The sequence below is a fragment of the Pimelobacter sp. 30-1 genome (assembly GCF_018831735.1).
In the GTDB taxonomy this organism is placed as follows: domain Bacteria; phylum Actinomycetota; class Actinomycetes; order Propionibacteriales; family Nocardioidaceae; genus Nocardioides.
Window position 1 is genome coordinate 224,885 of the sequence record NZ_NHTS01000010.1, and the last position, 21,917, is coordinate 246,801.

Genomic DNA, 21,917 nt, shown 5'->3' on the forward strand with positions numbered 1-21,917 from the left:
GCCGACACCGTGCCGACCACCGACTACGACGAGTTCGCCGAGGCCTACGCGGCGGACAACGAGGTCAACCTCCTCAACGGCCACTACGAGCGCCCGGCGGTGCTCGACCTCCTCGGCGAGGTCGCCGGGCGCCGCGTGCTCGACGCCGGCTGCGGCGCCGGGCCGCTGTCCGCGGCGCTGCGCGACCGGGGGGCGACGATCAGCGGCTTCGACCTGAGCGCCGCGATGATCGCGCTGGCCCGCCGGCGGCTGGGCGAGGACGCGGACCTGCGGGTCGCCGACCTCGCCGACCCGCTCCCCTACCCCGACGCGGCGTTCGACGACGTCGTCGCCTCGCTCGTCCTGCACTACCTCGAGGACTGGACCGGTCCCCTCGCGGAGCTGCGGCGGGTGCTGCGCCCCGGCGGGCGGCTCGTGGCGTCGGTGAACCACCCGGTCCTCTACCCGGTCCTCCGTCCCGAGGGCTCCTACTTCGACGTCACGGAGTTCTCCTACGACGCCGAGCACGCCGGTCGCACGGTCACCTACACCAACTGGCACCGCCCGCTGCAGGCGATGACCGACGCCTTCACCGCCGCCGGCTTCCGGATCGCGGTGATCAGCGAGCCGTCGATCGCGACCGACACCCCGGCCGCCCTGATCCCGCCGGACCTGGGGCAGCGCCGGCGCTTCCTCAGCTTCCTCTTCTTCGTGCTCGAGGCCGGCTGAGGCCGGCGCGGGGCTGCTGGGTGTGGGCTCAACCGCCCGTCAGGTCGACGGTGACCCGCGGGTCGAGCGCGAGCGTGCCGGGATCGACGACGCACGAGCCGCCGTCGACGGGCAGCACCACCCCGTTCACGTACGACGCCGCCCCGGACAGCAGCCAGCCGACGGCCGCCGCGACCTCCTCGGGCCGGGCCGCCCGCCGCTGCGGCACGACCGCCGTGGCGAGCCGGTAGGCGTCCGCGACCGAGAGCCCGCGGGCCGCGCCCAGCTCGGCCATCTCGGCGTCGCCCATCTCGGTGGCGGTCCAGCCGGGGCAGACCGCGTTGGCGCGCAGCCCGTCACGGCCGTGGTCGACCGCCAGCGACTGCACGAGCATCTGGAGACCGGCCTTGCTGGCGGAGTAGGCGGCCATGCCGTCGGCGGCGCGCAGCGCGGCGACCGACGACACCGCGACGACCGCGCCGCGCGCGGCCAGGAGGTGCGGGAGGGCGGCCCGGACCAGCAGGAAGGGCGAGGTGAGGTTGACCCGGAGGGTCTCCTCCCACTGCTCGGGGGTGACCTCGTCCACGCGGCCGACGTGGATGATCCCGTGGTTGACGACGAGTCCGTCGAGCCGGCCGTGCGCGGCGATCGTCTCGTCGACGACCCGGGCGATGCCGGCCGGCTCGCTGACGTCGGCGACGACGGCGCGGGCCCCGGTCGCGGCCGCCACGTCGCGCAGCGGCTCCTCGCGGCGGCCGCAGACGACGACCTGGTCGCCACCCGCGGTGAGCAGCCGGGCCACCGCGGCGCCGATGCCGGTACCGCCGCCGGTGACGAGGACGACCCGGCTCATCGGCCCACGGCGACCACGTCGAGGAAGTAGTCGGCGAGCGCCGCGGCCCGGACCCGGATGTCGTCGTCGAGCGAGCGGATGTGGTCGAGCAGCACGTCCGGGTCGAGGCCCTGGTCGCGGGCGTCCGCGGCGCCGCCGTCCGCCATCCACGCGGCGACGCTGTCGGCGTCGACCTCGGGGTGGAACTGCACCGCCAGGTTGCGCCGCAGCACGAAGGCCTGGGGTGCCGCGGCGTTGACGCCGATCACCGTCGCGTCCGCCGGCGGGACGAACCGGTCGTAGTGCCACTGCGTCCAGATCCCGGCCACGGCCGGCTCCCCCGACACCACGTGGGGGCCGATCTCGGGCACGGGCGACCGGCCGACCGACCCGCCGTGGGCCTGGGCGAGCATCTGGCCGCCGAAGCAGATGCCGAGGACGGGGACCTCGGCCTCGTCCGCGGTGTGCAGCAGCTCGAGCTCGGGCTTGACCCAGGACGCGACCTCGTCGCCGTCGACACCCCACCGGGCACCGAGCACGAGGACGGCGTCGTAGTCGCGCGGGTCCGGGAAGTCGACGTCCACACCGGGGTCGTCGAAGCGGTCGGAGGGCACCACGCGGATGCTCTCCACCTCGTACCCGCGCTCGGCGAAGCGCCCCTCGATCGCCCCGGACGTCGCCAGGTAGTCGTGCCCGATCACCAGCAGCCGCTTGGTCCCGGCGCTCATCGGCCCATCGCCTCGGCGCGCTTCATGACGTCCCTGCAGAAGTCCTCCATCCCCGAAGCATCGTCGATGTACATCGACGGCTTGATGCAGAAGGTCGTGAAACCCTGGTCGAGCTGTGCCGGGATCGAGTCCATCGACTCCCCCAGGTCGGCCAGGGAGCGGTCGTCGGGGAACCGGTACCGGACGCCGCCCACCATCTCCAGGCCGGCAGCGTCGCGCCCGGCCGCGGCCATCGCCTCGCGGACGACGCGCAGGTCCTCCTCGGTCGGCCTGCCCAGCGGGTGGAAGCCGTGGCCGTACCGCGCGAGCCGGTCGACGACGGCGCCGTGCGCCTTCTGCCCGCCGAACCACATCCGCGGCCCCTCGGGGCGGAACGCCTTCGGCTCCAGGTAGATGTCCTCGAAGTCGAAGTAGCGCCCGTGGTGGGTGGCCGGCGACTGCGTGAAGACCAGGTTCATCACCTCGAGCTGCTCGTCGAGGATCCGGCCGCGCTCGCGGAACGGGACGCCGAGCGCGGCGTACTCGTCCTTGCTCCAGCTCACGCTGGGCTGGACGACGAGCCGGCCCTCGGAGAGCAGGTCGAGGGTGCCGAGCTCGCGGGCGAGCATCAGCGGGTGGCGCAGCGGCGCGAGCACGGCGGCACCGACGAGCCGGATCCGCGACGTGACCGCGGCGATCGCCGAGAACAGCGTCAGCGAGTGCGGCCAGGGCATCAGCGGGTCCTGGTTGCCGGGCATCGCGTAGTCGCGCGGGTTGCCCATCACGCCCTTGTCGCTGGCGTCCGGGCCGAGCACGACGTGCTCGGAGATCATCACCGAGTCGAAGCCGGCGTCCTCGGCGATCCGGGCCCAGGTGACGAGGTCGCCGAGGCTGCGGCCGTCGGTGAGGGTCCAGTTCTCGCTGAGGATCATCAGCATGCGGGGTGCGGGCACGGCGCGATCCTCCGGATCAGTGGGTGTTCGACAGGTCGGGCTTGCGGATGCCGCGGAACTCCCAGTCGCCGCCCTGGGCGGTCGAGAGGACCTCCTCGCTCTCGGTCGGCTGCGCACCGACGTCGCTGCGGACCGGCGTCGGGCCCTCGACGATGTGGTTGCGCAGCGTGCCGAGGCCCTCGACCTCGACCTCGACGACGTCGCCGGGATAGACGGTGCGCGAGATCGCCGGCGTACCGGACAGCAGGATGTCGCCGGGCTGGAGCGTGATCGTGCGCGCGATGTCGGCGACGAGGTAGTGCATGTCCCACTTCATCTCGCTGGTGCTGCCGTCCTGGCGGACCTCACCGTTGACGAGGGTGCGGATCCGCTTGTCCCGGAAGTCCCAGCCCTCGACGATGCCCGGCCCGATCGGGCACAGCGTGTCGGCGCCCTTGACCCGCAGCATCGAGCCGGAGTCGGTGTCGCGGAAGTCGTGCAGGCCGTAGTCGTTGCCGATCGAGTAGCCGCGGATGTAGTCCCCCGCCTCCTCCGGCGCGATGTTGCGCGCCGTGCGGCCGATGACGATGGCGATCTCGCCCTCGTAGTTGAGCCACTTGCACCCCTGCGGCCGGACGACGGCCGACTCGTGCGCGTTGAGCGCCGACACCGGCTTGTGGAAGTACGTCGGCGCCGGCGGCAGGGTGGTCAGCATCTCCGCGACGCGCGAGGCGTAGTTGAGGTGGACGCAGACGATCTTGCTCGGCGTGACCGGCGGCAGGTGCGTCGCGTCGGCGATCGCGACCGTGCGGCCGTCGCCCGCGACGAGCAGCTCGCCGTCGCGTCGTACGTCGACCGCGTTGCCGTCGAGCAGGATCCGGCGGTACTCGGTGGTCATGCGTGTTCCTCTCAGCCCGCGGCCGGTACGTCGGCACCGGGCGCGCTCATCTGGCGGACGTAGTCGGGGTCGGTCGGGGTCGCCCGCGCGGCCGGGAAGCCCGCGTCGGGACGGTCGAACCACAGGTGCACCTGGCCGGTGCCCACGGAGTTCTCGTACTCGCCGTACTGGCGGCCGGGTGCGGTGCAGTCGCCCTCGCCGAGGGCGCCGATCATCATCAGGTAGTGCTGGAACCGCGCCTCCGGCTTGAACCGGTAGAACTCGTCCATCGTGTCGACGACCCGGGCGTGCTCGCCGCGCTTGAACCAGTCGATCCGCTCGGCGTCGGCGGCTGCGGCCTCGGGCGTGAAGATGTGCTCGATGCCGGCGGCCTCGTGGTCGCGCAGCCGGCGCAGCGGCCAGAACGTGTGGGACATCGCGCCGCTCGCGATGAGCAGCACCTTGCGGTCGGACGCGGCGATCGCCTGGCCGAGCGCCCGGCCCAGCCGCAGCGCGTCCTCGCCGTCGGCGGTCTGGCAGACGCCGATCGAGATCCACTTCTTGTCGGGCAGTCCCTGGCCGAGGTACTCCCACACGTTGGTGGTCGCGTAGAAGATCGGCAGCGCGTCGTCCTCGATCGGGGTGATCCACGTCGAGTGCTCGGCGGCCTTGCTCGCGATCAGGTGCGCCAGCTCGGGGTCGCCGGCGAAGTCGTACGGCCGCTGGCTCATGCCGCGCGGCAGCTCCTCGGACGTGAACAGGCCGCTGCGCCGCTGCTGCGCGGTGACGACGAACTCCACGGTCGTCGCCCAGTGCGAGTCCAGGACGACGACGGTGTCGTAGTCGAGGACGTCGAACACCTCGCGCCGCAGCTGCTGGAGCCCCGCGACCAGGGTGGAGTCCCGGCCGCCGTTGAGCTCGCGGCGCACCTCCTCGGGCAGCACGATCGTGGGAACGTGCGCGATCAGTCCCGCGCCGACGACCTCACCCATCGGACCCACCTCCCTGCTCCGCCCAGCCGGTGGGCGAGAACACGCTGTTCTTGATGTCGGTGTAGAAGTCGAACGACCAGATCCCGCCCTCGCGGCCGATGCCGGAGCGGCCGCTGCCGCCGAAGGGGGCGTTGAGGTCGCGGACGAAGAAGCAGTTGACCCAGACCGTGCCGGCCCGCAGCTGCTTCGAGACCCGCTCCGCGCGGTCGGGGTCGCCGGTGGCGAGCGTGGCGGCCAGCCCGAACGGGGTGTCGTTGGCCCGGGCGACCGCCTCGGCCTCGGTCTCGAACGTCTCGATCGTGACGACCGGGCCGAAGACCTCCTCGGTCATGATCTCCGCGTCGGGCGCGGCGTCCACGAGGATGGTGGGGTTGAAGTACAGCCCGCCGAGCTCGGTGTTGGGCCCACCGCCGAGCAGCGGCCGGGCGCCGTCGGCGAGGGCCCGCTCGACGAAGCCGGAGATCTGCTCGAAGTGGCGCCGCGAGACGAGCGCCGACACGTCGGTCGCCTCGTCGCGCGGGTCGCCCTGGACCAGGGTCCGCGCCTTCGCGACGACGCGCTCGGTGAACGCGTCGGCGAGCGAGGAGTGCACGATCATCCGGGCCGCCTTGAGGCAGACCTGGCCCGCGTTGTCGAACTGCTCGACGGCCAGCTCGACGGCGAGGTCGAGGTCGGCGTCCTCGAAGACCAGGAGGGGCGACTTGCCGCCCAGCTCGTACGACAGCGGGACGATGTTGGCGGCCGCGGCCTTCGAGATCACGCCCGCGGTCGGGACCGAGCCGGTGAAGGCGAGCCGGTTGATGCCGGGGTGCGCGGTGAGCGGGGCGCCCGCATCGAGCCCGGTGCCCTGGATGACGTTGAACACGCCCGCCGGTACGCCGGCCTCGGCCATGATGTCGGCGAGCAGGCTCGCGGTGAGCGGTGCCCACTCCGGCGGCTTGACGACGACCGTGTTGCCGGCGGCCAGCGCCGGTCCGATCCGCCAGGAGGCGAGCATCAGCGGGGCGTTCCACGGCGTGATGATCGCGACGACGCCCGCCGGGTCGTAGGTGATCCGCTCGCGGTGGCCGCGGCCCGGCACCTCCATGTCGGGGTGCCCGAGCTGGTGCTCGGCGAAGTCGGCGAAGGCCCGGAAGTTCATGGCGACCCGGGGCATCACACCGCGCCGGTGGCTGCGGATGAGCGAGCCGTTGTCGCGGGTCTCGACCCGCGAGAGGTCCTCGACGCGCGCCTCGATGCCGTCCGCGACGGCGCGCAGGATGTCGCCGCGCTCCTTGACCGACAGCGCCGCCCACGCCGGGAACGCCGCACGGGCGGCGGCGACGGCGGCGTCGACCTCGGTCGCCGTACCGGCGTGGACCTGGGCGATCGGCGTCTCGTCGATCGGCGAGATGTCGGTGAAGGTCGTCGCGGACGCGACCCGCTCGCCACCGATCCAGTGGCGGGTGTCGACCGCGACGCCCTCGACCAGTGCGAGGTGCTCGCTGCTCATCGGGCGGCCTCCTGCTGGGGGGTGAGGCTCGCGAGCGACGTACCGCCGTCCCAGACGACGCCGACCTGGCGGTAGTAGCCGCCGATGATCTCGTGCACCGGCAGCCGGTGCAGCTCCTCGGTGGGCGACTCGAAGAGCTCGAGCTCGACGTCGCCGGCGTACGCCGGACCGGCCTCGAACGAGCTGGCGCCCGACGCGATGAGCTCGGCGTAGGCGTCGGGCGAGCCCTTGGCGATGCCCGGGTAGACCCGGTGGTGCGCCATCGGGTGACCGTTGACGAAGCCGTTGGTGGGCGACTCCTCGCGCAGCGTGAGCACCGCCTGGGCGAGCCGCCGGTCGCCGGCCGCGAGGGTGGCGCCGAAGACTCCCCCGGGCGCGACCTGGGGAGCCGCGTGCGCGAACGGGTGCGGGCGGGTCTGCCACATCGAGCCGAGCTTCTTGGGGTAGCCCTGGTGCATGCCGCGGGCGATCGCGAAATCCTTGTCGACCCAGATGTAGACGCAGCGGGAGTAGGTCACGCCCTCGTACGCGCAGCGCACGACGACGAACGCCTCCTTGTACTGGGAGCGGACCGGGTCGAGCAGCTCCTCCCGGGTGCCCGAGCACGACTGCCAGTCGGCCCAGATGAGCGCGACCGCGCCCGGGTCCTCCGGCGCGAGCTCGAGCGGGGCCGGCAGCAGCTCGGCGACGCGCGCCGGGTCGGTGCGGTACTCGACGGTCAGCAGGTCGCCGGAGTAGTACCACGGCGGCGACGGGATCAGGGACGACCGGCCGGTCGCGGTGCGGGGGTAGAAGAACCCAGCCATGTCGTTCATCAGGCCTCATTCAGTCGGCGGCACAAGATCGTTCGGATCCGTACGATAACCACCGGCCGACCGAAAGACCACCCTTGCGAGCAAACTTCTCGGCAGATATTGTTCGGATCCGAACGATCTGCGCGACACCCTCACCGAATGGACGGAGAACCCGCCGTGGACAAGCCGCCGTACGTCCCCCTGGCCGACGTCGACCTCGTCGACCTGGACCGCTTCGCCGGGCCCGAGGCCTGGGGCATGCTCGACACGCTCCGCACGGAGGCACCGGTGTTCTGGCAGCGCGAGACCGACGGCGGCAGCGGCTTCTGGGCCGTCACCCGGCACGCCGACATCTGCGAGGTCGACAAGGACCCCGAGACGTTCACCTCGACCAACTTCGTCAACCTCGAGGAGGTCGACCCCGAGCTGCAGGAGGCCCGCCGCTCCATCCTGGAGATGGACGGCCTGCGCCACCGCGCACTGCGCAAGCTCATCTCCCGCGAGTTCAGCCGGCCCAACCTGATGCGCAACTATGAGGCGCTCCTGCGCGACATCACGCGCACCACCGTCGACGCGGCGCTCACGAAGGGCGAGTTCGACTTCGTCGCCGACGTCAGCGCCGACTTCCCGATCCAGGTGCTGGCCCGGCTGCTCGACGTACCCCAGGAGAAGACGGGGCAGCTCATCGACTGGGGCAACGAGATCATCGGCTTCTCCGACCCCGAGCACGCCAAGATCCTCATCTCCGACGCCGAGAGCGAGCAGTACAAGCACCTGCCCTTCCGCTCCCCCGTCTCGCAGGAGGTCTTCGACTACGGCCGCGTGCTCGCCGCCGACCGCAAGGGCGGCGAGGGCACCGACCTGGTCAGCCAGCTCGTCAACAAGATCCCCGAGGACGGCCAGGCGATGTCGGCCTCCGAGTACGACTCGTACTTCCTGCTCCTCGTCGTCGCCGGCAACGAGACCACCCGCCACACCATCACGCACTCGATGCTCGCCCTGATCGAGCACCCCGAGCAGCTCGCCAAGCTCCAGGCCGACCCGTCACTCATCCCCGACGCCGTCGAGGAGTTCCTGCGCTGGGCCTCCCCCGTCTACCACTTCCGCCGCACCGCCACCCGCGACGTCGAGCTCGGCGGCCAGCAGGTCAAGGAGGGCGACAAGGTCGTCATGTGGTTCGCCTCGGGCAACCGCGACGCCGACGTCTTCGACGAGCCCTATGCGTTCGACGTGACCCGGCGCAACATCGACCACGTCACCTTCGGCAAGGGCAGCCCCCACCTGTGCATGGGCAACAACCTGGCCCGCATGGAGATCCGGCTGATGTTCGAGGAGCTCATCCCCCGGCTCGGGTCGATCGAGCTGGCGGGCGACGTACGGCGGGTGCGGAGCAACTTCGTCAACGGGATCAAGACGCTGCCGGTGAAGGTGACCACGCGCTGACCCGTCCCTCCCCCTCCGCGAAGTGCGGCGGTTGCTGGGACGAGGTGCGGGGGTTGCGGCCACGAGGTGCGTCGGTTGTAGCCCGCCGCCCTACCTCGTGCCAGCAAGCTCCGCACCTCGTCGCCGCAACCGCCACACTTCGTGGGATGGGCGGGAGCCCGGCGGGCGGCGCTCAGCCCTCGTCCGCCACCAACCGCCGCAGGATCTTGCGCACCTGCAGCGCCGCGAGGTCCGCGGCGACGTTGACGTCGTCGCCGTACCCGTCGCGGTCGATGACCTGCTGCATGGTCTCGAGGATCTCGCGGACCTTGAGGTAGTACGACTCGAAGATCGGCCGCAGCACGTCGCTCGCCTCGGCGCCCGGGGCGAAGTTGCGGCTGACCCGCCACACGTGCCGGGTACGACGCTCGTCGACCGGGGTCACCGCGTGGGTGAACCGGAAGGTCTGGGGGCCGCCCTCGGCCTCGGGCAGGAGGACGTCCCAGCGGTCGGCCCAGAGGCCGGGGGCGAGGAAGGCGCCCTCCTCCCGCTGCCCGTACGACGACGAGGCCGATGCCCCGGACACCTTGGCCTGCCACTCCGGCATGGGGGCGGGCGGCCAGTCGCGGTGGAACTGCACGGTGGTCTCGGTCAGCTCGACCTGGAGGGCGGGCGCGATGCCGGCCAGGGCGGGCGGGGAGATGACCGGGTCGATGACGGCGACGTGGGTGATGTCGGCGAAGTTGTCGTGGAGCAGGGAGACGTGGGCGGCGGTCTCCCACGCGCCGCCGAAGGTCTCCCAGGCGGGGTCGGTCAGCCAGGGGGTCGCGACGGGTGGGCGCAGCGAGGCCAGGGAGGGCTCGCCGAGCCAGCCCCAGACCAGGCCGCCCTCCTCCCGCACCGGGTACGACGGCACCCGGGCGCCGTAGGGCACCTGCGCCTGCGAGGGCACGCGCACGCAGGCGCCGGTGCGGTCGTAGGCGAAGCCGGAGTAGCCGGACACGATGGTGTCGCCGTCGACGTGGCCGAGGCTGAGCGGGTACGGGCGGTGGGCGTCGCGGTCGCCGAGGGCGACGACCGAGCCGTCGCCGGTGCGGAACAGGACGACCGGGGTGTCGAGGGCACGGGTGCCGAGCGGAGCGGCGGCGCCGACGTCGGACGAGGCGGCGAGGGCGTACCACGCGTTGCGGGGGTAGCCGGGGGCGCTGCGGTCTCTCATCTCCGGGCTCCCGTCACAGGTCCAGTGTCAGCCGGCCCGAGCGGCACCGGGAGACGCAGATCATCATGAACTCGTTGGACTCCTTCTCCTCCTCGTTGAGGATGGAGTCGCGGTGGTCGACGTCGCCGTCGACCACCTCGGTCTCGCAGGTGCCGCAGACGCCCTCGAGGCAGGAGCCGACGACGCTGACGCCGGCGGCCCGGCAGACCTCGAACACGGACCGGTCGGCGGGCACCTCCAGGGTGAGCCCCGAGCGCTGCAGGACCAGCTCGAACGCCTCGTCCTCCCCCTCCGAGACCGCGGCCTTGGCCGCGAACCGCTCCAGGTGCAGGCTCCCGGCCGGCCAGGACGCGCCACAGCGCGCCTCGACGGCGTCGAGCAGGCCGGTCGGGCCGCAGGTGTAGACGAGCGTGTCCGGCGCCGGTACGCCGAGCAGGGCGTCGAGGTCGGGCAGGCCGGCCTCGTCCTGCGGCAGCAGGGTCACCTTGTCGCCGTAGGGGGCGAGCTCGTCGGTGAACGCCATCGAGGCGCGCGAGCGGCCGCCGTACACGAGGCGCCAGTCGGCACCGGACGCCTCGGCCTCGGCGATCATCGGCAGCATCGGGGTGATCCCGATGCCGCCGGCGACGAAGAGGTAGCGGGGCGAGGCGACCATCGGGAAGTGGTTGCGCGGACCGCGCACCCGGACCGTCGTACCGGCGGACAGCTCGGCGTGCACGGCCTTGGAGCCGCCGCGGCTGTCAGGCGCCCGCAGGACGCCGATCCGCCAGGTGGTGCTGTCGGCGGGGCTGCCGCAGAGCGAGTACTGGCGCACCAGGTCGTCGCCGAGGACCAGGTCGATGTGGGCGCCGGGCGTCCACGGGGGCAGGGCCGAGCCGTCGGCCGCGGCGAGCGTCAGCGTCATCACGTCGGCCGCGGCCTCGACGGCGGCGACCACCGTCAGGTCCGCCTCGTGCTCACGGACGATGGGTTGTGTCGTCATGGGGATCCTCCTTCCGCGCCGGCCACCTCAGAGGTGGTAGGCGTACTCCCGGAACTCCCAGTCGGTCACGAACTGGCTGAACCGCTCGAGCTCGTTGCGCTTGTAGGCGACGAAGGACGCGACGAACGACGGGCCGAGCAGGTCGGTGAGGTCCTTGTCCTCCTCGAGCGCGTCGATGGCGGAGCCGAGGTCGGCGGGGAGCCGGTCGGCCTTGGCCGGGTCGTAGCCGTAGCCCTCCAGCTTGGCGGGCGGCGTGAGCCCGTCGCGGATGCCCAGGTACGCCGCCGCGAGCAGCCCGGCAATCGCCAGGTACGGGTTGGCCGAGGCGTCGCCGAGGCGCAGCTCGAGCCGGGACGCGCGGCCGCGCTCGGGCGGGATCCGGACCATCGCGCTGCGGTTGTCGAGGCCCCAGTCGACGAGCCAGGGCGCGAGCGTGTCGGGGCCGAAGCGCTTGTAGGAGTTGATCGTCGGGTTGCTGATCGCGGCGAGCGCCGGGGCGTGCGCGAGGATGCCGGCGATCGCGGAGCGGGCCACGGTGGAGAGGCCGTCCTCGCTCGCGGGGTCGTCGAAGAGCGGCCGTCCCTCGGCGTCGAGGGTGCTGAAGTGCACGTGGAAGCCCGAGCCGCCCTCGTCGTTGAACGGCTTGGCCATGAAGGTCGCCATCTTGCCGCGGCGCCGGGAGAGCTCCTGGACCGCGGTCTTGAACCGGAACGCCCGGTCGGCCGCGTCGAGCGCCTCGGAGTGCCACAGGTTGATCTCGAACTGGCCGCTGGAGAACTCGTGGTTGGCCGCGACCACGTCGAGGCCGTACGCCGCCAGCTCGCGCAGCGAGGACAGCAGGGTGTTCTCGGGGTCGCCCTTGAGACCGGAGACGTAGACGTTGCCGGTGGCCTCGCCGTACCGGCGCCAGCCGTTGGCCTTCGTCTCGTCGGGCTCGAGGACGTAGAACTCCAGCTCGGGCCCGACGACCGGGCGCATGCCGAGCTCGGCGAAGCGGTCGACGACGCGCTTGAGCACCTGGCGCGGGCTCTCCTCGGACGGCGTGCCGTCGGGGTTGTAGACGTCGGCGATGACGTGCGCGACGCCCGGCTCCCACGGGACCGGCTTCACCGTGGCGAGGTCGGGGACCGCGACGATGTCGGGCAGGCCGGCGGAGAGCCCGCCGGCGATGTCGACGACGTCCCCGAGCGGCGAGGTGGCGTAGACCGAGCGGCAGAAGGCGACGCCGTCGCCGACGGTCCGGTCGAACCGGTCGGCCAGGATGTCCCGGCCTCGCTCGGTGCCGATCAGGTCGCTGTAGCCGAGCCGGACGACGTCGATCCCGTCCTCCGCGAACTGCTGGACAGCCGCGCGCAGGGCGTTCTCGTCGATGTGCTCCACAGTCGGTTCTCCTCGTTGGTCTCTCAGTGATCCATCATCAGGCGACGGGGGCGGTCACGGGGTGCTCATCGTCGAACCGCTCCAGGTCGCTGGACAGGGCGCTGTACACGGCGGGTCGGGAGGTGCGCAGGTAGAAGGCGTAGCCGATGCCGCCGACGAGCGCCGCGACCAGCAGCCACGGCAGCGAGTTGACCGCACGGGAGTCGGAGCCGGCGACGATCTCGAAGTGCTTGAACGCCAGGGTGACCGCGAAGCACAGCCCGAGGAAACCCAGGCCGGGCGCCACCAGGGTGGTGCCGATCCGCGGGTCGTTGGAACGACGGAAGTGGACGACGATCGACAGCGCCGCGAGGGCCTGGAGGACCAGGATGGCGAGCGTGCCGAAGCCGAGCATGCTGGGCACGACGGTCAGGATCGGGTCGGCACCGGCGATCGCGAAGATCACCGCGACGGTGACCGCGAAGCCCGCCTGCACGGTGCTGGCGACGTACGGCGCTCCGCTGCGCGCGGTCCGCGCGAGGGCCTGGGGCAGCACCCGGGCCCGGCCGAGCGAGAACAGGTAGCGGCTCGACGAGTTGTGGAAGGCGAGCATCGCGGCGAACAGGCTGACCAGCAGCAGCCACTGCATCACGTCGGTCAGGAAGCCGCCGATGTAGCTGTCGGCCAGGCTGAAGACGAGGTCACCGGTGGGCAGGTGCGCGAGGGCGGTGTCCTGGGCCTGGGCGACACCGGTCGCGCTGACCACGGCCCAGGTGCTGACCCCGAGGATGACGCCGATCAGCGTGATCGCGACGTACGTCGCCCGGGGCACGGTCTTGAGCGGGTTCTTCGCCTCCTCGCTGAACAGCGAGGTCGCCTCGAAGCCGAGGAAGCCGGTCGCGGCGAGCAGCAGGCCGATGGACAGGGAGCCGGAGGTGATCGAGTCGAACGAGAACGCCGAGAACGAGAAGCCGTCCTTGAACAGCACGGCGAGGTCGAAGACGATCAGGATCGAGGTCTCCAGGATGAGCGAGATGCCGAGGATCTTGGAGCTGAAGTCGACCCCGCGCAGCGCCATCAGGTAGCAGACCGTGATCGAGGCGAGCCCCCAGAAGAGCCACGGCATGTCGAGGCCGGTCTTGTCGGCGATGACGATCTTCATGAAGAAGCCGCTCGTGCCGATCGTGCCGACGACGAAGAAGTTGTAGCCGAGCATCGCGATGAACCCCGCCGCGAGCCCCGCCGGCCGGCCGAGGCCCTTGACCACGAAGGCGTAGAAGCCGCCCGCGTTGACCAGCTCGCTCGACATCTTGCCGTAGCCGATGGCGAAGAGCAGGAGCACGACGGCCACCGCGAAGAACGCGAACGGCGACCCACCGCCGTTGCCGAGCGCGATCGCGAGGGAGGCGACCACGACCATGCCGGTGAGCGGTGCCACCGCGGCGAGGACGAGGAAGACGATCGCGCCGACGCCGAGCGCGTTCTTGCGCAGGGTGGTGTTGACGGTGTCCGACATCGGGACTCCTTAGTGTCCGCAGCGACGTGGCCGCTGGTGCCCGGCGAACCTGTTCACCGGATCGTTCGGATCCGTACGATAATGGGATGTGACCCAGGACACCATCCCCGAAGCCGATGTTTTCCGAAAATGTTTGTTCCCGAACGAATTTCCGACACCCGACCCGCTCGATGCCCTGCTGCCGGGCTCGTCCGGCGGCGCTGACTACGCTGACCGCATGCCGGACCGCCACACGCTCGCCGAGACCGAGCGTGCGATGAAGGACCACGTGGGCGCACTGCCGCTCGACTTCGCCGCCGCCAACGCGCTCTCGAACCTCTTCCGCGCCGCCAACGCGGTCCGCAGCGAGCTGACCAACCGGGTGCTGCGCCAGCACGACATGACCTGGACCGGGTTCGTCGTGATGTGGGTGGTCTGGATCTGGGACGGCATGGAGACCCGCCACGTCGCCGAGTCCGCCGACATCTCCAAGGCGACCCTCACCGGCGTCGTCAAGACCCTCGAGACCCGCGGCCTCATCGCCCGCGAGGGCGACGAGAGCGACCGCCGCCTGGTCCGGCTCCGGCTCACCCCCGAGGGGATCACGCTCATGGAGCGCCTCTACCCCGAGTTCAACGCCGTCGAGGCCGAGATCATCGGCAAGCTCTCCGACCGCAAGGTCAGCACCTTCACCAAGACCCTGCGCGAGGTCGTCAACGCGGTCGAGGGCGAGGACGAGACCGCCTGACGTTCGGGATCGTTCGGGCACCTGGCCGCCGAGGCCGGTCGTGCCCTGGGCTGGGTGCACCCCCCGGAGCACGACGTGCCCGACGAACTGGAGCCCCGATGCCGCACGCCCCTCGTCCCGCACGCTCCCGTGCCGCGACGACCACGCTCGTCGCGGCGCTGTGCGCCGCCCTCTGCCTCGCCCTGACCGGGACCGCGGCGCCCGCACCCGCGAGCGCTGTCGCGAGCGCGACGCCGGCGAGCCCGGGGCGCGCGGCGGCCACGGGCACCGTCCCCCTGGCCGGCTACTGGTCGTACGCCGGGGGCACCGTCAAGGTCACCGCCCGCGGCGGCACCATCACCGCGGTCGCGGCGACCCACCTGGGCCTGTGGGGGTCGGGGCTCGACGAGTGCATCACCTGGCGCCCGGGCGAGGCGGCCTGGGGCGCGGTGACCGGGTCCGGGCTCAGCTACACCGGCATGGTCCGGTGGTGGGACGACACGAAGGATCCGTGCCAGTCCATCGGCGACGACACCCAGGCCTCGTTCACCGTGTCCCGCGACGGTCAGTCGCTGGAGGTCTGCAGCACTCCCCCGAACGACGGCTGGCGCCAGTGCTACCGGGCCTCGAAGCGGCCGACCCTGGTCGCCTCGCTCGGTGACTCCTACAGCGCGGGCGAGGGCGCCGGCGGCTACGACCCGGCGAGCCGTGGCTGCCACCGCAGCCCCTACGCCTGGACGAAGTACCTGGAGGCCCGCAACCCCACCCGGTGGCACGTCGAGTCGTTCCTCGCCTGCTCCGGCGCCGAGATGCCGAACCTCACCGGCACCTTCAAGGGCGAGGGGCCGCAGGTGTCCCGGATCCACCCGTTCACCGAGGTCGTCACGGTGACCATCGGCGGCAACGACACCGGCTTCAGCGACGTCCTGACGAGCTGCTTCCTGCGGTGGAAGCTCCACCAGAAGAACTGCGTCCAGAAGGGCAAGCCCTACCGGCAGGCCAAGAAGTTCGTCCGGGGCCCGCTGGCGAGCCGGCTCGGCGCGAGCTACCAGGCGATCCGGGCGCAGGCGCCGAAGGACGCCCGGCTGGTGGTGGTCGGGTACCCGCGGCTGTTCCCGCTCCGGGGCAAGGCCGTCCGCAAGTGCGGCTGGCTGGTGCCGCAGGTGCGCAAGGCGCTCAACGGCCTCGCCGTCGAGCTCAACAACGTCATCCGGGCGACCGCGACCCGCAACGGCGCGACCTTCGTCGACGTGCTCGACACGCTCAGCGGGCACGAGGCCTGCACCGGCGGGGCGTCGTGGGTCTACCCGATCAAGCCCGCCACCAACGCGCAGGCGGGGCATCCGATGGCCCGCGGGCAGTACGCCCTCGCCCGCCGGATCGGCAGCGTCCTCGGCTACTCCTAGGGCGTGTCTCTCAAGTCCGCGCCGTCGCGAGCGGCGTTTGCGGCCGATCTGGCAAGGCGGAGCAGCGAAGGCGGGCCGACGGCGGGGCCGATAGTGGGTCGAGTCTGCGACAACGCCGCCAGATCGAGTCGCAAACGCCGCGCAGCAGGCGGGGACTTGAGAGACACGCCCTAGGACCGGACGCCGCGGTACGCCGCCGCGGCCTCGACCAGCGCCGCGAAGAGCGCCGCCTGGGCGGGATCGGTGGCGGCCGTGTCCTCGGGGTGCCACTGGACGCCGACGTACCAGGAGCGGGCGTCGTCAAGCTCGACCGCCTCGATCACGCCGTCGGGAGCGAGCGCGACCGGGCGCAGCCCGGTGCCGAGCCGGCCGATGCCCTGGTGGTGGTAGCAGGAGATCGTCGGGGCGGTGCCGACCAAGCCCGCCAGCAGCGAGTCCGGCGCCACCTCGATCGCCTGGACGACGTGGCGGTGCGTGCGCTCCCCCAGGTCCTGGACCAGGTCTCCCCCGCGCGCGACGTTGACCACCTGGTTGCCACGGCACACGGCGAGCAGCGGGAGGCCCGCGGCGAGCGCGTGGCGGGCCACCGCGAGGTCGAAGGCGTCCTGCTCCTCGTCGACGTCGTACTGCGTCGCGTGCGGGCGCTGCCCGGACCAGTGCGCGGCCAGGTCGCCGCCGCCGGGCAGGAGCACGCCGTCGGCGTACCAGAGGCGCTCGGCGACCTCGTCGGGGTCGACCCGGGCACCGGGCGCGACCGGGTGGACGACGAGGGGCTCGCCGCCGGCGGCGTGCACGGCGTCGAGGAGGGCGCGCGCCGTCACGTCCGCGCCGTACCGCAGGGCCGAGGCGGACGCCGAGAAGCGGGCCGGGACGGCGATGAGCGGGCGGGGCATAGGGGGTCCTTCCGGCGTTCCGAACAGATCGTTTCGATCCTAACGACTTCGAGTGACCATGGACAGCGGCCGCCGACCGGAGAATGATCGGCCCGGTGGCCATGTTCGAGGTCGCGGCCGACGCCTACGTCCGCTTCATGGGGACCTTCTCGGGTCCTCTTGCCGGGCTGTTCGCCGACGTCGGCCTGGCCGGCGTCGATCCGTCGGCGGCGGTGCTCGACGTCGGCTGCGGACCCGGCATGCTCACCGCCGAGCTCGTCCGGCGCCACGGCGCGGACCGGGTCGCGGCGATCGACCCCGTCGCGTCGTTCGTGACGGCGACCGCGGCGGCCCACCCGGGCGCCGACGTACGTGCGGCGTCGGCGGAGACCCTCCCCTTCGCCGACGCCGCCTTCGGGGCCGCCCTGGCCCAGCTCGTCGTCAACTTCATGGCCGACCCCGCCGCCGGGGTCGGCGAGATGGTCCGGGTGACCCGGCCGGGCGGCCGGGTGAGCGCCTGCGTCTGGGACCACGGCGGCGGGCGGGGACCGCTGTCGCCGCTGTGGCGCGTGGCGGCCGCCCTCGATCCGCGCGTGGGCGGCGAGGGCGCCCTGCCGGGCTCCCACGGCGGCGACCTGGCGAGCCTGCTCGACGCGGCGGGGCTGCGCGAGGTCGACGAGGTCGAGCTGACCGTCGAGGTCGAGTTCGCCCGCTTCGCGGACTGGTGGGAGCCCTACACCTTCGGCGTCGGGCCGGCCGGAGGCTATGTCGCCGGGCTCGACCCGGACGCGCGCGAGCGGCTCGCGGCGGCACTGCGCGCCGATCTCGGCGACGGCCCGTTCACCGTCACCGGCGTCGCCTGGGCGGCCTCCGGTGTCGTCTGACGGGCGCACCGCGCTCGAGCGCTGGATCACCTCCGGTGGGCACTGGGAGGTCGTCGGCGAGCGCGACGGCACGGCGATCGTCGCCCTGCTCACCTGCGACGGCGGCCAGGAGATGGACCGCGTGACGCTGCCCGCGGCCGCCCTGCCCGCTCGCTGAGGCACCTCTCCTTTTGTCCCACCAGCGGGACACAAATGCCTGTTGTGACCTCCCGCACACCTGCTCCGCGCGCCCAGGATGACGGGCAAGAAGCGTCGAGAGCAGGAGTTCCGCATGACAGCCGTGTCCCCCGTCCGCACCCTCCGATCCCCGCACGGCAGCGGGCTCTCCACCCTCGGGTGGGAGCAGGAGGCGGTGTACCGGATGCTCCACAACAACCTCGATCCCGACGTCGCAGAGAACCCCGCCGACCTCGTCGTGTACGGCGGCTCGGGCAAGGCCGCCCGCGACTGGGCGTCCTTCGACGCGATCGCCCGGCGGCTCACCACGCTGCGCTCCGACCAGACGCTGCTCGTCCAGTCGGGCAAGCCCGTCGGCGTCCTCGACACCACCCCCGAGGCGCCGCGCGTGCTCATCGCCAACGGCAACCTCGTCGGCGACTGGGCCAACTGGGACGAGTTCCGCCGCCTCGACGAGCTCGGGCTGATCATGTTCGGCCAGATGACCGCCGGATCGTGGCTCTACATCGGCAGCCAGGGCATCGTGCAGGGCACCTACGAGACGTTCGCGGCGGTCGCCCGGCAGCGCTTCGGCGGCGACCTCGGCGGCACGATCACCGTGACCGCGGGGCTCGGCGGCATGGGCGGCGCGCAGCCGCTGGCCGTGACCATGAACGGCGGCGTCGCGATCTGCCTCGACGTCGACCCGGCCAAGGTCGCCCGCCGTGTCGAGCTCGGCTACCTCGACACGGTGGCCGACAGCCCGGAGGCGGCGCTGCGGATGGCCGAGGAGGCCGCCGCGGCCCGGCGTCCCCTCTCGATCGGGGTGTGCGCCAACGCCGCGGAGGTGCTGCCGGCGTACCTGCGCAGCGGGGCGCGCATCGACATCGTCACCGACCAGACCTCGGCGCACGAGCCGTTGACCTACCTGCCCGCCGGCGAGGACCTCGACGGCTGGCCCGACAAGGTACGCCGGGACCCGGCCGGCTGCCACGAGCAGGCGCTGGCGTCCATGGCCGCGCACGTCGAGGCGATGCTCGGGTTCCGGCGCGGCGGCGCCGTGGTCTTCGACTACGGCAACTCGCTGCGCGCGTTCGCCGCCCAGGGTGGCTGCACCGACGCCTTCGAGATCCCCGGCTTCGTGCAGGAGTACGTCCGCCCGCTCTTCAGCGAGGGCCGCGGCCCGTTCCGCTGGGTCGCGCTCTCCGGCGACCGGGCCGACATCGCCCGGACCGACCGGGCCGTCGCCGAGCTCTTCCCCGACGACGACGGGCTCCAGCGCTGGCTGCGCCTGGCCGGTGACCGGGTCCCCCAGCAGGGCCTGCCCGCACGGATCTGCTGGCTGGGCCACGGGCAGCGCGACCTGGCCGCGCTCGCCTTCAACGACCTGGTCCGGCGCGGCGAGGTCGCCGCACCCATCGTCGTCGGCCGCGACCACTTCGACGGCGGCTCGGTGGCGTCGCCGTACCGCGAGACCGAGGGGATGCTCGACGGCTCCGACGCGATCGCGGACTGGCCGCTCCTCAACGCCCTGGTCAACGTCGCCTCCGGCGCCTCGTGGGTCTCGATCCACCACGGCGGCGGCGTCGGCATGGGCAAGTCGATCCACTCCGGTCAGGTCTGCGTCGCCGACGGCACCGACCTGGCCGCCGCGCGGCTGTCCCGCGTGTTCCGCAACGACTCCGCGACGGCGGTGCTGCGGCACGCCGACGCGGGCTACCCGATCGCCCGGGAGTGCGCCGAGCGCACCGGGCTCGAGATCCCGATGGGAGACGCCCGATGAACCCCGACCGTCGCGAGGCGGAGGTCTTCGCCCTCAGCTTCGTCCCCGCCACCGAGTTCCCCGACCTGGCCGTCCACTACGAGAAGTCCGGCTGGCACGGGCTCCTGGCCGCCGACAGCCAGAACCTCACCGGCGACCCGTTCGCCGCGATCTCGGTCGCCGCGACCCGGACCGAGCGGATCCGGCTCGGCACCGGCGTCACCAACCCGGTCACCCGTCACGTCGCCGCGCTCGCCTCGGCGGCCGCGACGGCGCACGCCTTCTCCGACGGACGGATGGTGCTCGGCATCGGCCGCGGCGACTCCTCGCTCTCCCACATCGGCCGCGGACCCGCGCCGGTGCGTGAGTTCGAGGAGGTGCTGACCCGGCTGCGCGGCTACCTCAACGACGGCCGCACGCAGATCGACGAGTTCGAGAGCCGGATGGACTGGGTCGCCGAGACCGGCCTGCCGCCCGTGCCGATCGAGGTCGCGGCGTCCGGTCCCCGGGTGATCCGGCTCGGCGCCTGCCTGGCCGACCGTCTCGTGCTCACCGTCGGCGTCGAGCCGGAGCCGATCGCGGAGGCGCTGGACACCGCCCGCAAGGCCCGCGCCGACGCGGGACTCGACCCCGACGGCATCCAGTACGGCGCGTACCTCAACGTCGCCACCCACCACGACCTCGACGTCGCCAACCAGCTCATCTCGGGAAGCCTCAGCGTCCTCGCCAGGTTCGCGGATCGCGACCAGCGCTCGAAGCTCCACGGCGACTACCGGATCGACACCCACGCGAACCTCCGCACGACGCTGAGCGAGGAGGACCGGATCCTGCGGGAACGGTTCGCCATCGTCGGCGACCCCGACCACTGCGTCGAGCGGATCCAGCCCCTCATCGACCTCGGGCTGGACTTCGTGATCGTGGCCGGTCATTCTCGCGACGCACGCCGGCAGGACCTGCTGGACAGCGCCGCGCTCCTGGGCGCGGAGGTCATCCCCGCGCTCCGTCCCGCAGCTCTCCCCTTCACGAGCGAGGTCCACCCGTCATGACCACAGCACCCACCACCGCCTCCGGGCCGCGCCGCGCGGCGCCCCGCTCCGCCTGGCGCTCCGTCGTCGCGGCCGGGCTCGGCAACGTCATGGAGTGGTACGACGTCATCATCTACGCCTACATGGCGCCGGTGCTGGCCGTCCTCTTCTTCCCGAAGTCCGATCCCACGGCGGCGCTGATCAGCACCTACGCCGGCCTGCTCATCAGCTACCTGATCCGCCCCGTCGGCGCGATGGTGATCGGCAACCTGGCCGACAAGCACGGCCGCAAGACCGCGCTGACGCTCACCATCGGGCTGATGACCCTGGGCGTCGCGATCATCGCGGTGACGCCGACGTACGCCAGCATCGGGCTGGCCGCACCCGCGATCCTCATGGTCTCCCGGCTGATCCAGGGCTTCTCCGCCGGTGGTGAGTTCGGCGCCGCGACCACCTTCATGGCCGAGAGCGCCCAGGCCGGGCGCCGGTTCCTGGCCAGCTGGCAGGCGGCCACGCAGGGCATGGCGATGATCCTCGCCGGCGTCTCCGGGTGGCTGCTCTTCACGACCGTCGACACCGAGACGCTGCACGCGTGGGCGTGGCGGCTGCCGTTCATCTTCGGCATCCTGATCGGCCCGATCGGGCTCTGGATCCGCAACCGGATCCCCGACACCGAGGAGTTCCGCGCGACCGAGCCGATCGCCAACCCCCTGCGCACCACGCTGCGTGAGCACTGGGGCCGGGTCCTCGTCGGGACCCTGTGCGTCGGCATGGCCGGCATGGGCGTCTACCTGATCACCTTCCTCGCCGCCTACGCGATCCGCCTCGACCTCGCCCCCTGGTCCGGGTACGCCGCCGCGGCCGGCGCGGGCACCGTCGTCGCCGTGCTCGCCCCCGTGTTCGGGCGGCTCGCGGACCGCACGGGCGCCGTACCGATCCTGCTGACGGCGGCCGTCGTCGGGTTCGTCAGCATCTACCCGCTGCTGTCGTTCCTGCTCGCGCACCGCACCACGGGCGCGCTCATCGCGGTCGAGGTCTTCCTCGGCGTGGTCATCGCGGCCTACTTCGGCACCCTGACCGGGCTGCTGGTCGACCTGTTCGACACCGAGGTGCGCACGACCGGCATCGCGCTGTCGTACAACGTGGGCATGATCTTCATGGGCAGCCTCGGGCCGCTGCTGCTGACCGCGTGGAGCGACGTGACGCTGCGCGCGCCGGCGTACTACTTCATGATGATCGCGCCGCTGTCGGTGATCGGCGTGGTGCTCGCCCGCAAGATCTACCGGCAGCACTGA

At 72.3% G+C, this 21,917-nt stretch carries 21 protein-coding genes; 9 read left to right on the forward strand and 12 right to left on the reverse strand.

Translation table 11 applies throughout. The features are described from left to right. Nucleotides 1-9: 9 nt before the first annotated feature. Nucleotides 10-708 carry a class I SAM-dependent methyltransferase gene (locus CCO04_RS22805; protein WP_215816454.1) on the forward strand — a complete coding sequence of 233 codons (699 nt, stop codon included), beginning with the start codon at nucleotides 10-12 and terminating at the stop codon, nucleotides 706-708. A gap of 28 nt (nucleotides 709-736) precedes the next feature. Here CCO04_RS22805 and CCO04_RS22810 read toward each other — a convergent pair whose 3' ends face one another. Genes CCO04_RS22810 through CCO04_RS22840 form a run of 7 tightly spaced genes read right to left on the reverse strand, consistent with a single transcriptional unit; the run spans nucleotide 737 to nucleotide 7,334 of the window. Then, the gene (locus tag CCO04_RS22810) at nucleotides 737-1,540 is read right to left on the reverse strand and encodes an SDR family NAD(P)-dependent oxidoreductase (RefSeq protein WP_215816455.1); all 804 of its coding nucleotides are present in this window, start codon (nucleotides 1,538-1,540) and stop codon (nucleotides 737-739) included. After that, nucleotides 1,537-2,247, reverse strand: a complete 711-nt coding sequence (locus tag CCO04_RS22815) for a type 1 glutamine amidotransferase (protein WP_215816456.1) — start codon at nucleotides 2,245-2,247, stop codon at nucleotides 1,537-1,539. Before CCO04_RS22815 ends, CCO04_RS22810 begins: the two co-directional genes overlap by 4 nt. Then, the gene (locus CCO04_RS22820) at nucleotides 2,244-3,179 is read right to left on the reverse strand and encodes a TIGR03619 family F420-dependent LLM class oxidoreductase (RefSeq protein WP_308281464.1); all 936 of its coding nucleotides are present in this window, start codon (nucleotides 3,177-3,179) and stop codon (nucleotides 2,244-2,246) included. The genes CCO04_RS22815 and CCO04_RS22820 overlap by 4 nt, the downstream gene beginning before the upstream one ends. A gap of 16 nt (nucleotides 3,180-3,195) precedes the next feature. Next, nucleotides 3,196-4,056 (reverse strand): fumarylacetoacetate hydrolase family protein, encoded by an 861-nt coding sequence (locus CCO04_RS22825; RefSeq protein WP_215816457.1) that lies wholly within the window; start codon nucleotides 4,054-4,056, stop codon nucleotides 3,196-3,198. Between the two features lie 11 nt (nucleotides 4,057-4,067). Then, nucleotides 4,068-5,027 carry a catechol 1,2-dioxygenase gene (locus CCO04_RS22830; RefSeq protein ID WP_215816458.1) on the reverse strand — a complete coding sequence of 320 codons (960 nt, stop codon included), beginning with the start codon at nucleotides 5,025-5,027 and terminating at the stop codon, nucleotides 4,068-4,070. Then, nucleotides 5,020-6,519 (reverse strand): aldehyde dehydrogenase family protein, encoded by a 1,500-nt coding sequence (locus CCO04_RS22835; RefSeq protein WP_215816459.1) that lies wholly within the window; start codon nucleotides 6,517-6,519, stop codon nucleotides 5,020-5,022. The genes CCO04_RS22830 and CCO04_RS22835 overlap by 8 nt, the downstream gene beginning before the upstream one ends. Beyond that, a complete protein-coding gene (locus CCO04_RS22840) occupies nucleotides 6,516-7,334 on the reverse strand; it encodes an acetoacetate decarboxylase family protein (protein ID WP_215816460.1) in 819 nt (272 codons plus the stop codon). Before CCO04_RS22840 ends, CCO04_RS22835 begins: the two co-directional genes overlap by 4 nt. Before the next feature lie 138 nt (nucleotides 7,335-7,472). Between CCO04_RS22840 and CCO04_RS22845 the strand changes: the two genes are divergently transcribed. Continuing rightward, nucleotides 7,473-8,756, forward strand: a complete 1,284-nt coding sequence (locus CCO04_RS22845; RefSeq protein WP_215816461.1) for a cytochrome P450 — start codon at nucleotides 7,473-7,475, stop codon at nucleotides 8,754-8,756. A gap of 172 nt (nucleotides 8,757-8,928) precedes the next feature. Here CCO04_RS22845 and CCO04_RS22850 read toward each other — a convergent pair whose 3' ends face one another. The 4 genes from CCO04_RS22850 to CCO04_RS22865 are packed head-to-tail and all read right to left on the reverse strand — an operon-like array spanning nucleotide 8,929 to nucleotide 13,811. Next, on the reverse strand, nucleotides 8,929-9,954 hold the full coding sequence (locus tag CCO04_RS22850; protein ID WP_215816462.1) for an aromatic ring-hydroxylating dioxygenase subunit alpha: 1,026 nt from the start codon (nucleotides 9,952-9,954) through the stop codon (nucleotides 8,929-8,931). Between the two features lie 13 nt (nucleotides 9,955-9,967). Next, the gene (locus tag CCO04_RS22855; RefSeq protein WP_215816463.1) at nucleotides 9,968-10,936 is read right to left on the reverse strand and encodes a PDR/VanB family oxidoreductase; all 969 of its coding nucleotides are present in this window, start codon (nucleotides 10,934-10,936) and stop codon (nucleotides 9,968-9,970) included. A 27-nt stretch (nucleotides 10,937-10,963) separates the two neighbouring features. Continuing rightward, the gene (locus CCO04_RS22860) at nucleotides 10,964-12,316 is read right to left on the reverse strand and encodes a glutamine synthetase family protein (RefSeq protein WP_215816464.1); all 1,353 of its coding nucleotides are present in this window, start codon (nucleotides 12,314-12,316) and stop codon (nucleotides 10,964-10,966) included. 37 nt (nucleotides 12,317-12,353) lie between these two features. After that, nucleotides 12,354-13,811: an APC family permease gene (locus CCO04_RS22865; protein WP_215816465.1), complete on the reverse strand. Its 1,458-nt coding sequence runs from the start codon at nucleotides 13,809-13,811 to the stop codon at nucleotides 12,354-12,356. A gap of 217 nt (nucleotides 13,812-14,028) precedes the next feature. On the opposite strand from CCO04_RS22865, the gene CCO04_RS22870 reads away from it, so the two are divergent. Together CCO04_RS22870 and CCO04_RS22875 are read left to right on the forward strand one after the other, a co-directional pair. Beyond that, nucleotides 14,029-14,538, forward strand: coding sequence for a MarR family winged helix-turn-helix transcriptional regulator (locus tag CCO04_RS22870; protein WP_215816466.1), 510 nt, complete (start codon nucleotides 14,029-14,031; stop codon nucleotides 14,536-14,538). A 98-nt stretch (nucleotides 14,539-14,636) separates the two neighbouring features. Next, nucleotides 14,637-15,923, forward strand: a complete 1,287-nt coding sequence (locus CCO04_RS22875) for an SGNH/GDSL hydrolase family protein (RefSeq protein ID WP_215816467.1) — start codon at nucleotides 14,637-14,639, stop codon at nucleotides 15,921-15,923. 170 nt (nucleotides 15,924-16,093) lie between these two features. Here CCO04_RS22875 and CCO04_RS22880 read toward each other — a convergent pair whose 3' ends face one another. Beyond that, nucleotides 16,094-16,816 (reverse strand): gamma-glutamyl-gamma-aminobutyrate hydrolase family protein, encoded by a 723-nt coding sequence (locus CCO04_RS22880; protein WP_215816468.1) that lies wholly within the window; start codon nucleotides 16,814-16,816, stop codon nucleotides 16,094-16,096. Nucleotides 16,817-16,917: 101 nt separating this feature from the next. Here CCO04_RS22880 and CCO04_RS22885 point away from each other — a divergent pair, with 101 nt between their 5' ends. The 5 genes from CCO04_RS22885 (at nucleotide 16,918) to CCO04_RS22905 (ending at nucleotide 21,917) form a co-directional block, all read left to right on the forward strand. Continuing rightward, a complete protein-coding gene (locus CCO04_RS22885) occupies nucleotides 16,918-17,679 on the forward strand; it encodes a methyltransferase domain-containing protein (protein ID WP_215816658.1) in 762 nt (253 codons plus the stop codon). Further along, nucleotides 17,669-17,836, forward strand: coding sequence for a hypothetical protein (locus CCO04_RS22890; protein WP_215816469.1), 168 nt, complete (start codon nucleotides 17,669-17,671; stop codon nucleotides 17,834-17,836). The genes CCO04_RS22885 and CCO04_RS22890 overlap by 11 nt, the downstream gene beginning before the upstream one ends. Before the next feature lie 114 nt (nucleotides 17,837-17,950). Beyond that, nucleotides 17,951-19,618: a urocanate hydratase gene (gene hutU / locus CCO04_RS22895; protein WP_215816470.1), complete on the forward strand. Its 1,668-nt coding sequence runs from the start codon at nucleotides 17,951-17,953 to the stop codon at nucleotides 19,616-19,618. Beyond that, complete coding sequence (locus tag CCO04_RS22900) at nucleotides 19,615-20,643, forward strand: LLM class flavin-dependent oxidoreductase (RefSeq protein ID WP_215816471.1); 1,029 nt, start codon at nucleotides 19,615-19,617, stop codon at nucleotides 20,641-20,643. Before hutU ends, CCO04_RS22900 begins: the two co-directional genes overlap by 4 nt. Then, on the forward strand, nucleotides 20,640-21,917 hold the full coding sequence (locus CCO04_RS22905; RefSeq protein ID WP_215816472.1) for an MFS transporter: 1,278 nt from the start codon (nucleotides 20,640-20,642) through the stop codon (nucleotides 21,915-21,917). The genes CCO04_RS22900 and CCO04_RS22905 overlap by 4 nt, the downstream gene beginning before the upstream one ends.

Coding starts and splice junctions, on each gene's coding strand:
- CCO04_RS22810 (WP_215816455.1), bottom strand. CDS start 1,540: ATGAGCCGGGTCGTCCTCGTCACCGGCGGCGGTACCGGCATCGGCGCC.
- CCO04_RS22815 (WP_215816456.1), bottom strand. CDS start 2,247: ATGAGCGCCGGGACCAAGCGGCTGCTGGTGATCGGGCACGACTACCTG.
- CCO04_RS22825 (WP_215816457.1), bottom strand. CDS start 4,056: ATGACCACCGAGTACCGCCGGATCCTGCTCGACGGCAACGCGGTCGAC.
- CCO04_RS22830 (WP_215816458.1), bottom strand. CDS start 5,027: ATGGGTGAGGTCGTCGGCGCGGGACTGATCGCGCACGTTCCCACGATC.
- CCO04_RS22835 (WP_215816459.1), bottom strand. CDS start 6,519: ATGAGCAGCGAGCACCTCGCACTGGTCGAGGGCGTCGCGGTCGACACC.
- CCO04_RS22840 (WP_215816460.1), bottom strand. CDS start 7,334: ATGAACGACATGGCTGGGTTCTTCTACCCCCGCACCGCGACCGGCCGG.
- CCO04_RS22845 (WP_215816461.1), top strand. CDS start 7,473: ATGGACGGAGAACCCGCCGTGGACAAGCCGCCGTACGTCCCCCTGGCC.
- CCO04_RS22850 (WP_215816462.1), bottom strand. CDS start 9,954: ATGAGAGACCGCAGCGCCCCCGGCTACCCCCGCAACGCGTGGTACGCC.
- CCO04_RS22855 (WP_215816463.1), bottom strand. CDS start 10,936: ATGACGACACAACCCATCGTCCGTGAGCACGAGGCGGACCTGACGGTG.
- CCO04_RS22865 (WP_215816465.1), bottom strand. CDS start 13,811: ATGTCGGACACCGTCAACACCACCCTGCGCAAGAACGCGCTCGGCGTC.
- CCO04_RS22870 (WP_215816466.1), top strand. CDS start 14,029: ATGCCGGACCGCCACACGCTCGCCGAGACCGAGCGTGCGATGAAGGAC.
- CCO04_RS22875 (WP_215816467.1), top strand. CDS start 14,637: ATGCCGCACGCCCCTCGTCCCGCACGCTCCCGTGCCGCGACGACCACG.
- CCO04_RS22880 (WP_215816468.1), bottom strand. CDS start 16,816: ATGCCCCGCCCGCTCATCGCCGTCCCGGCCCGCTTCTCGGCGTCCGCC.
- CCO04_RS22885 (WP_215816658.1), top strand. CDS start 16,918: ATGTTCGAGGTCGCGGCCGACGCCTACGTCCGCTTCATGGGGACCTTC.
- hutU (WP_215816470.1), top strand. CDS start 17,951: ATGACAGCCGTGTCCCCCGTCCGCACCCTCCGATCCCCGCACGGCAGC.
- CCO04_RS22900 (WP_215816471.1), top strand. CDS start 19,615: ATGAACCCCGACCGTCGCGAGGCGGAGGTCTTCGCCCTCAGCTTCGTC.
- CCO04_RS22905 (WP_215816472.1), top strand. CDS start 20,640: ATGACCACAGCACCCACCACCGCCTCCGGGCCGCGCCGCGCGGCGCCC.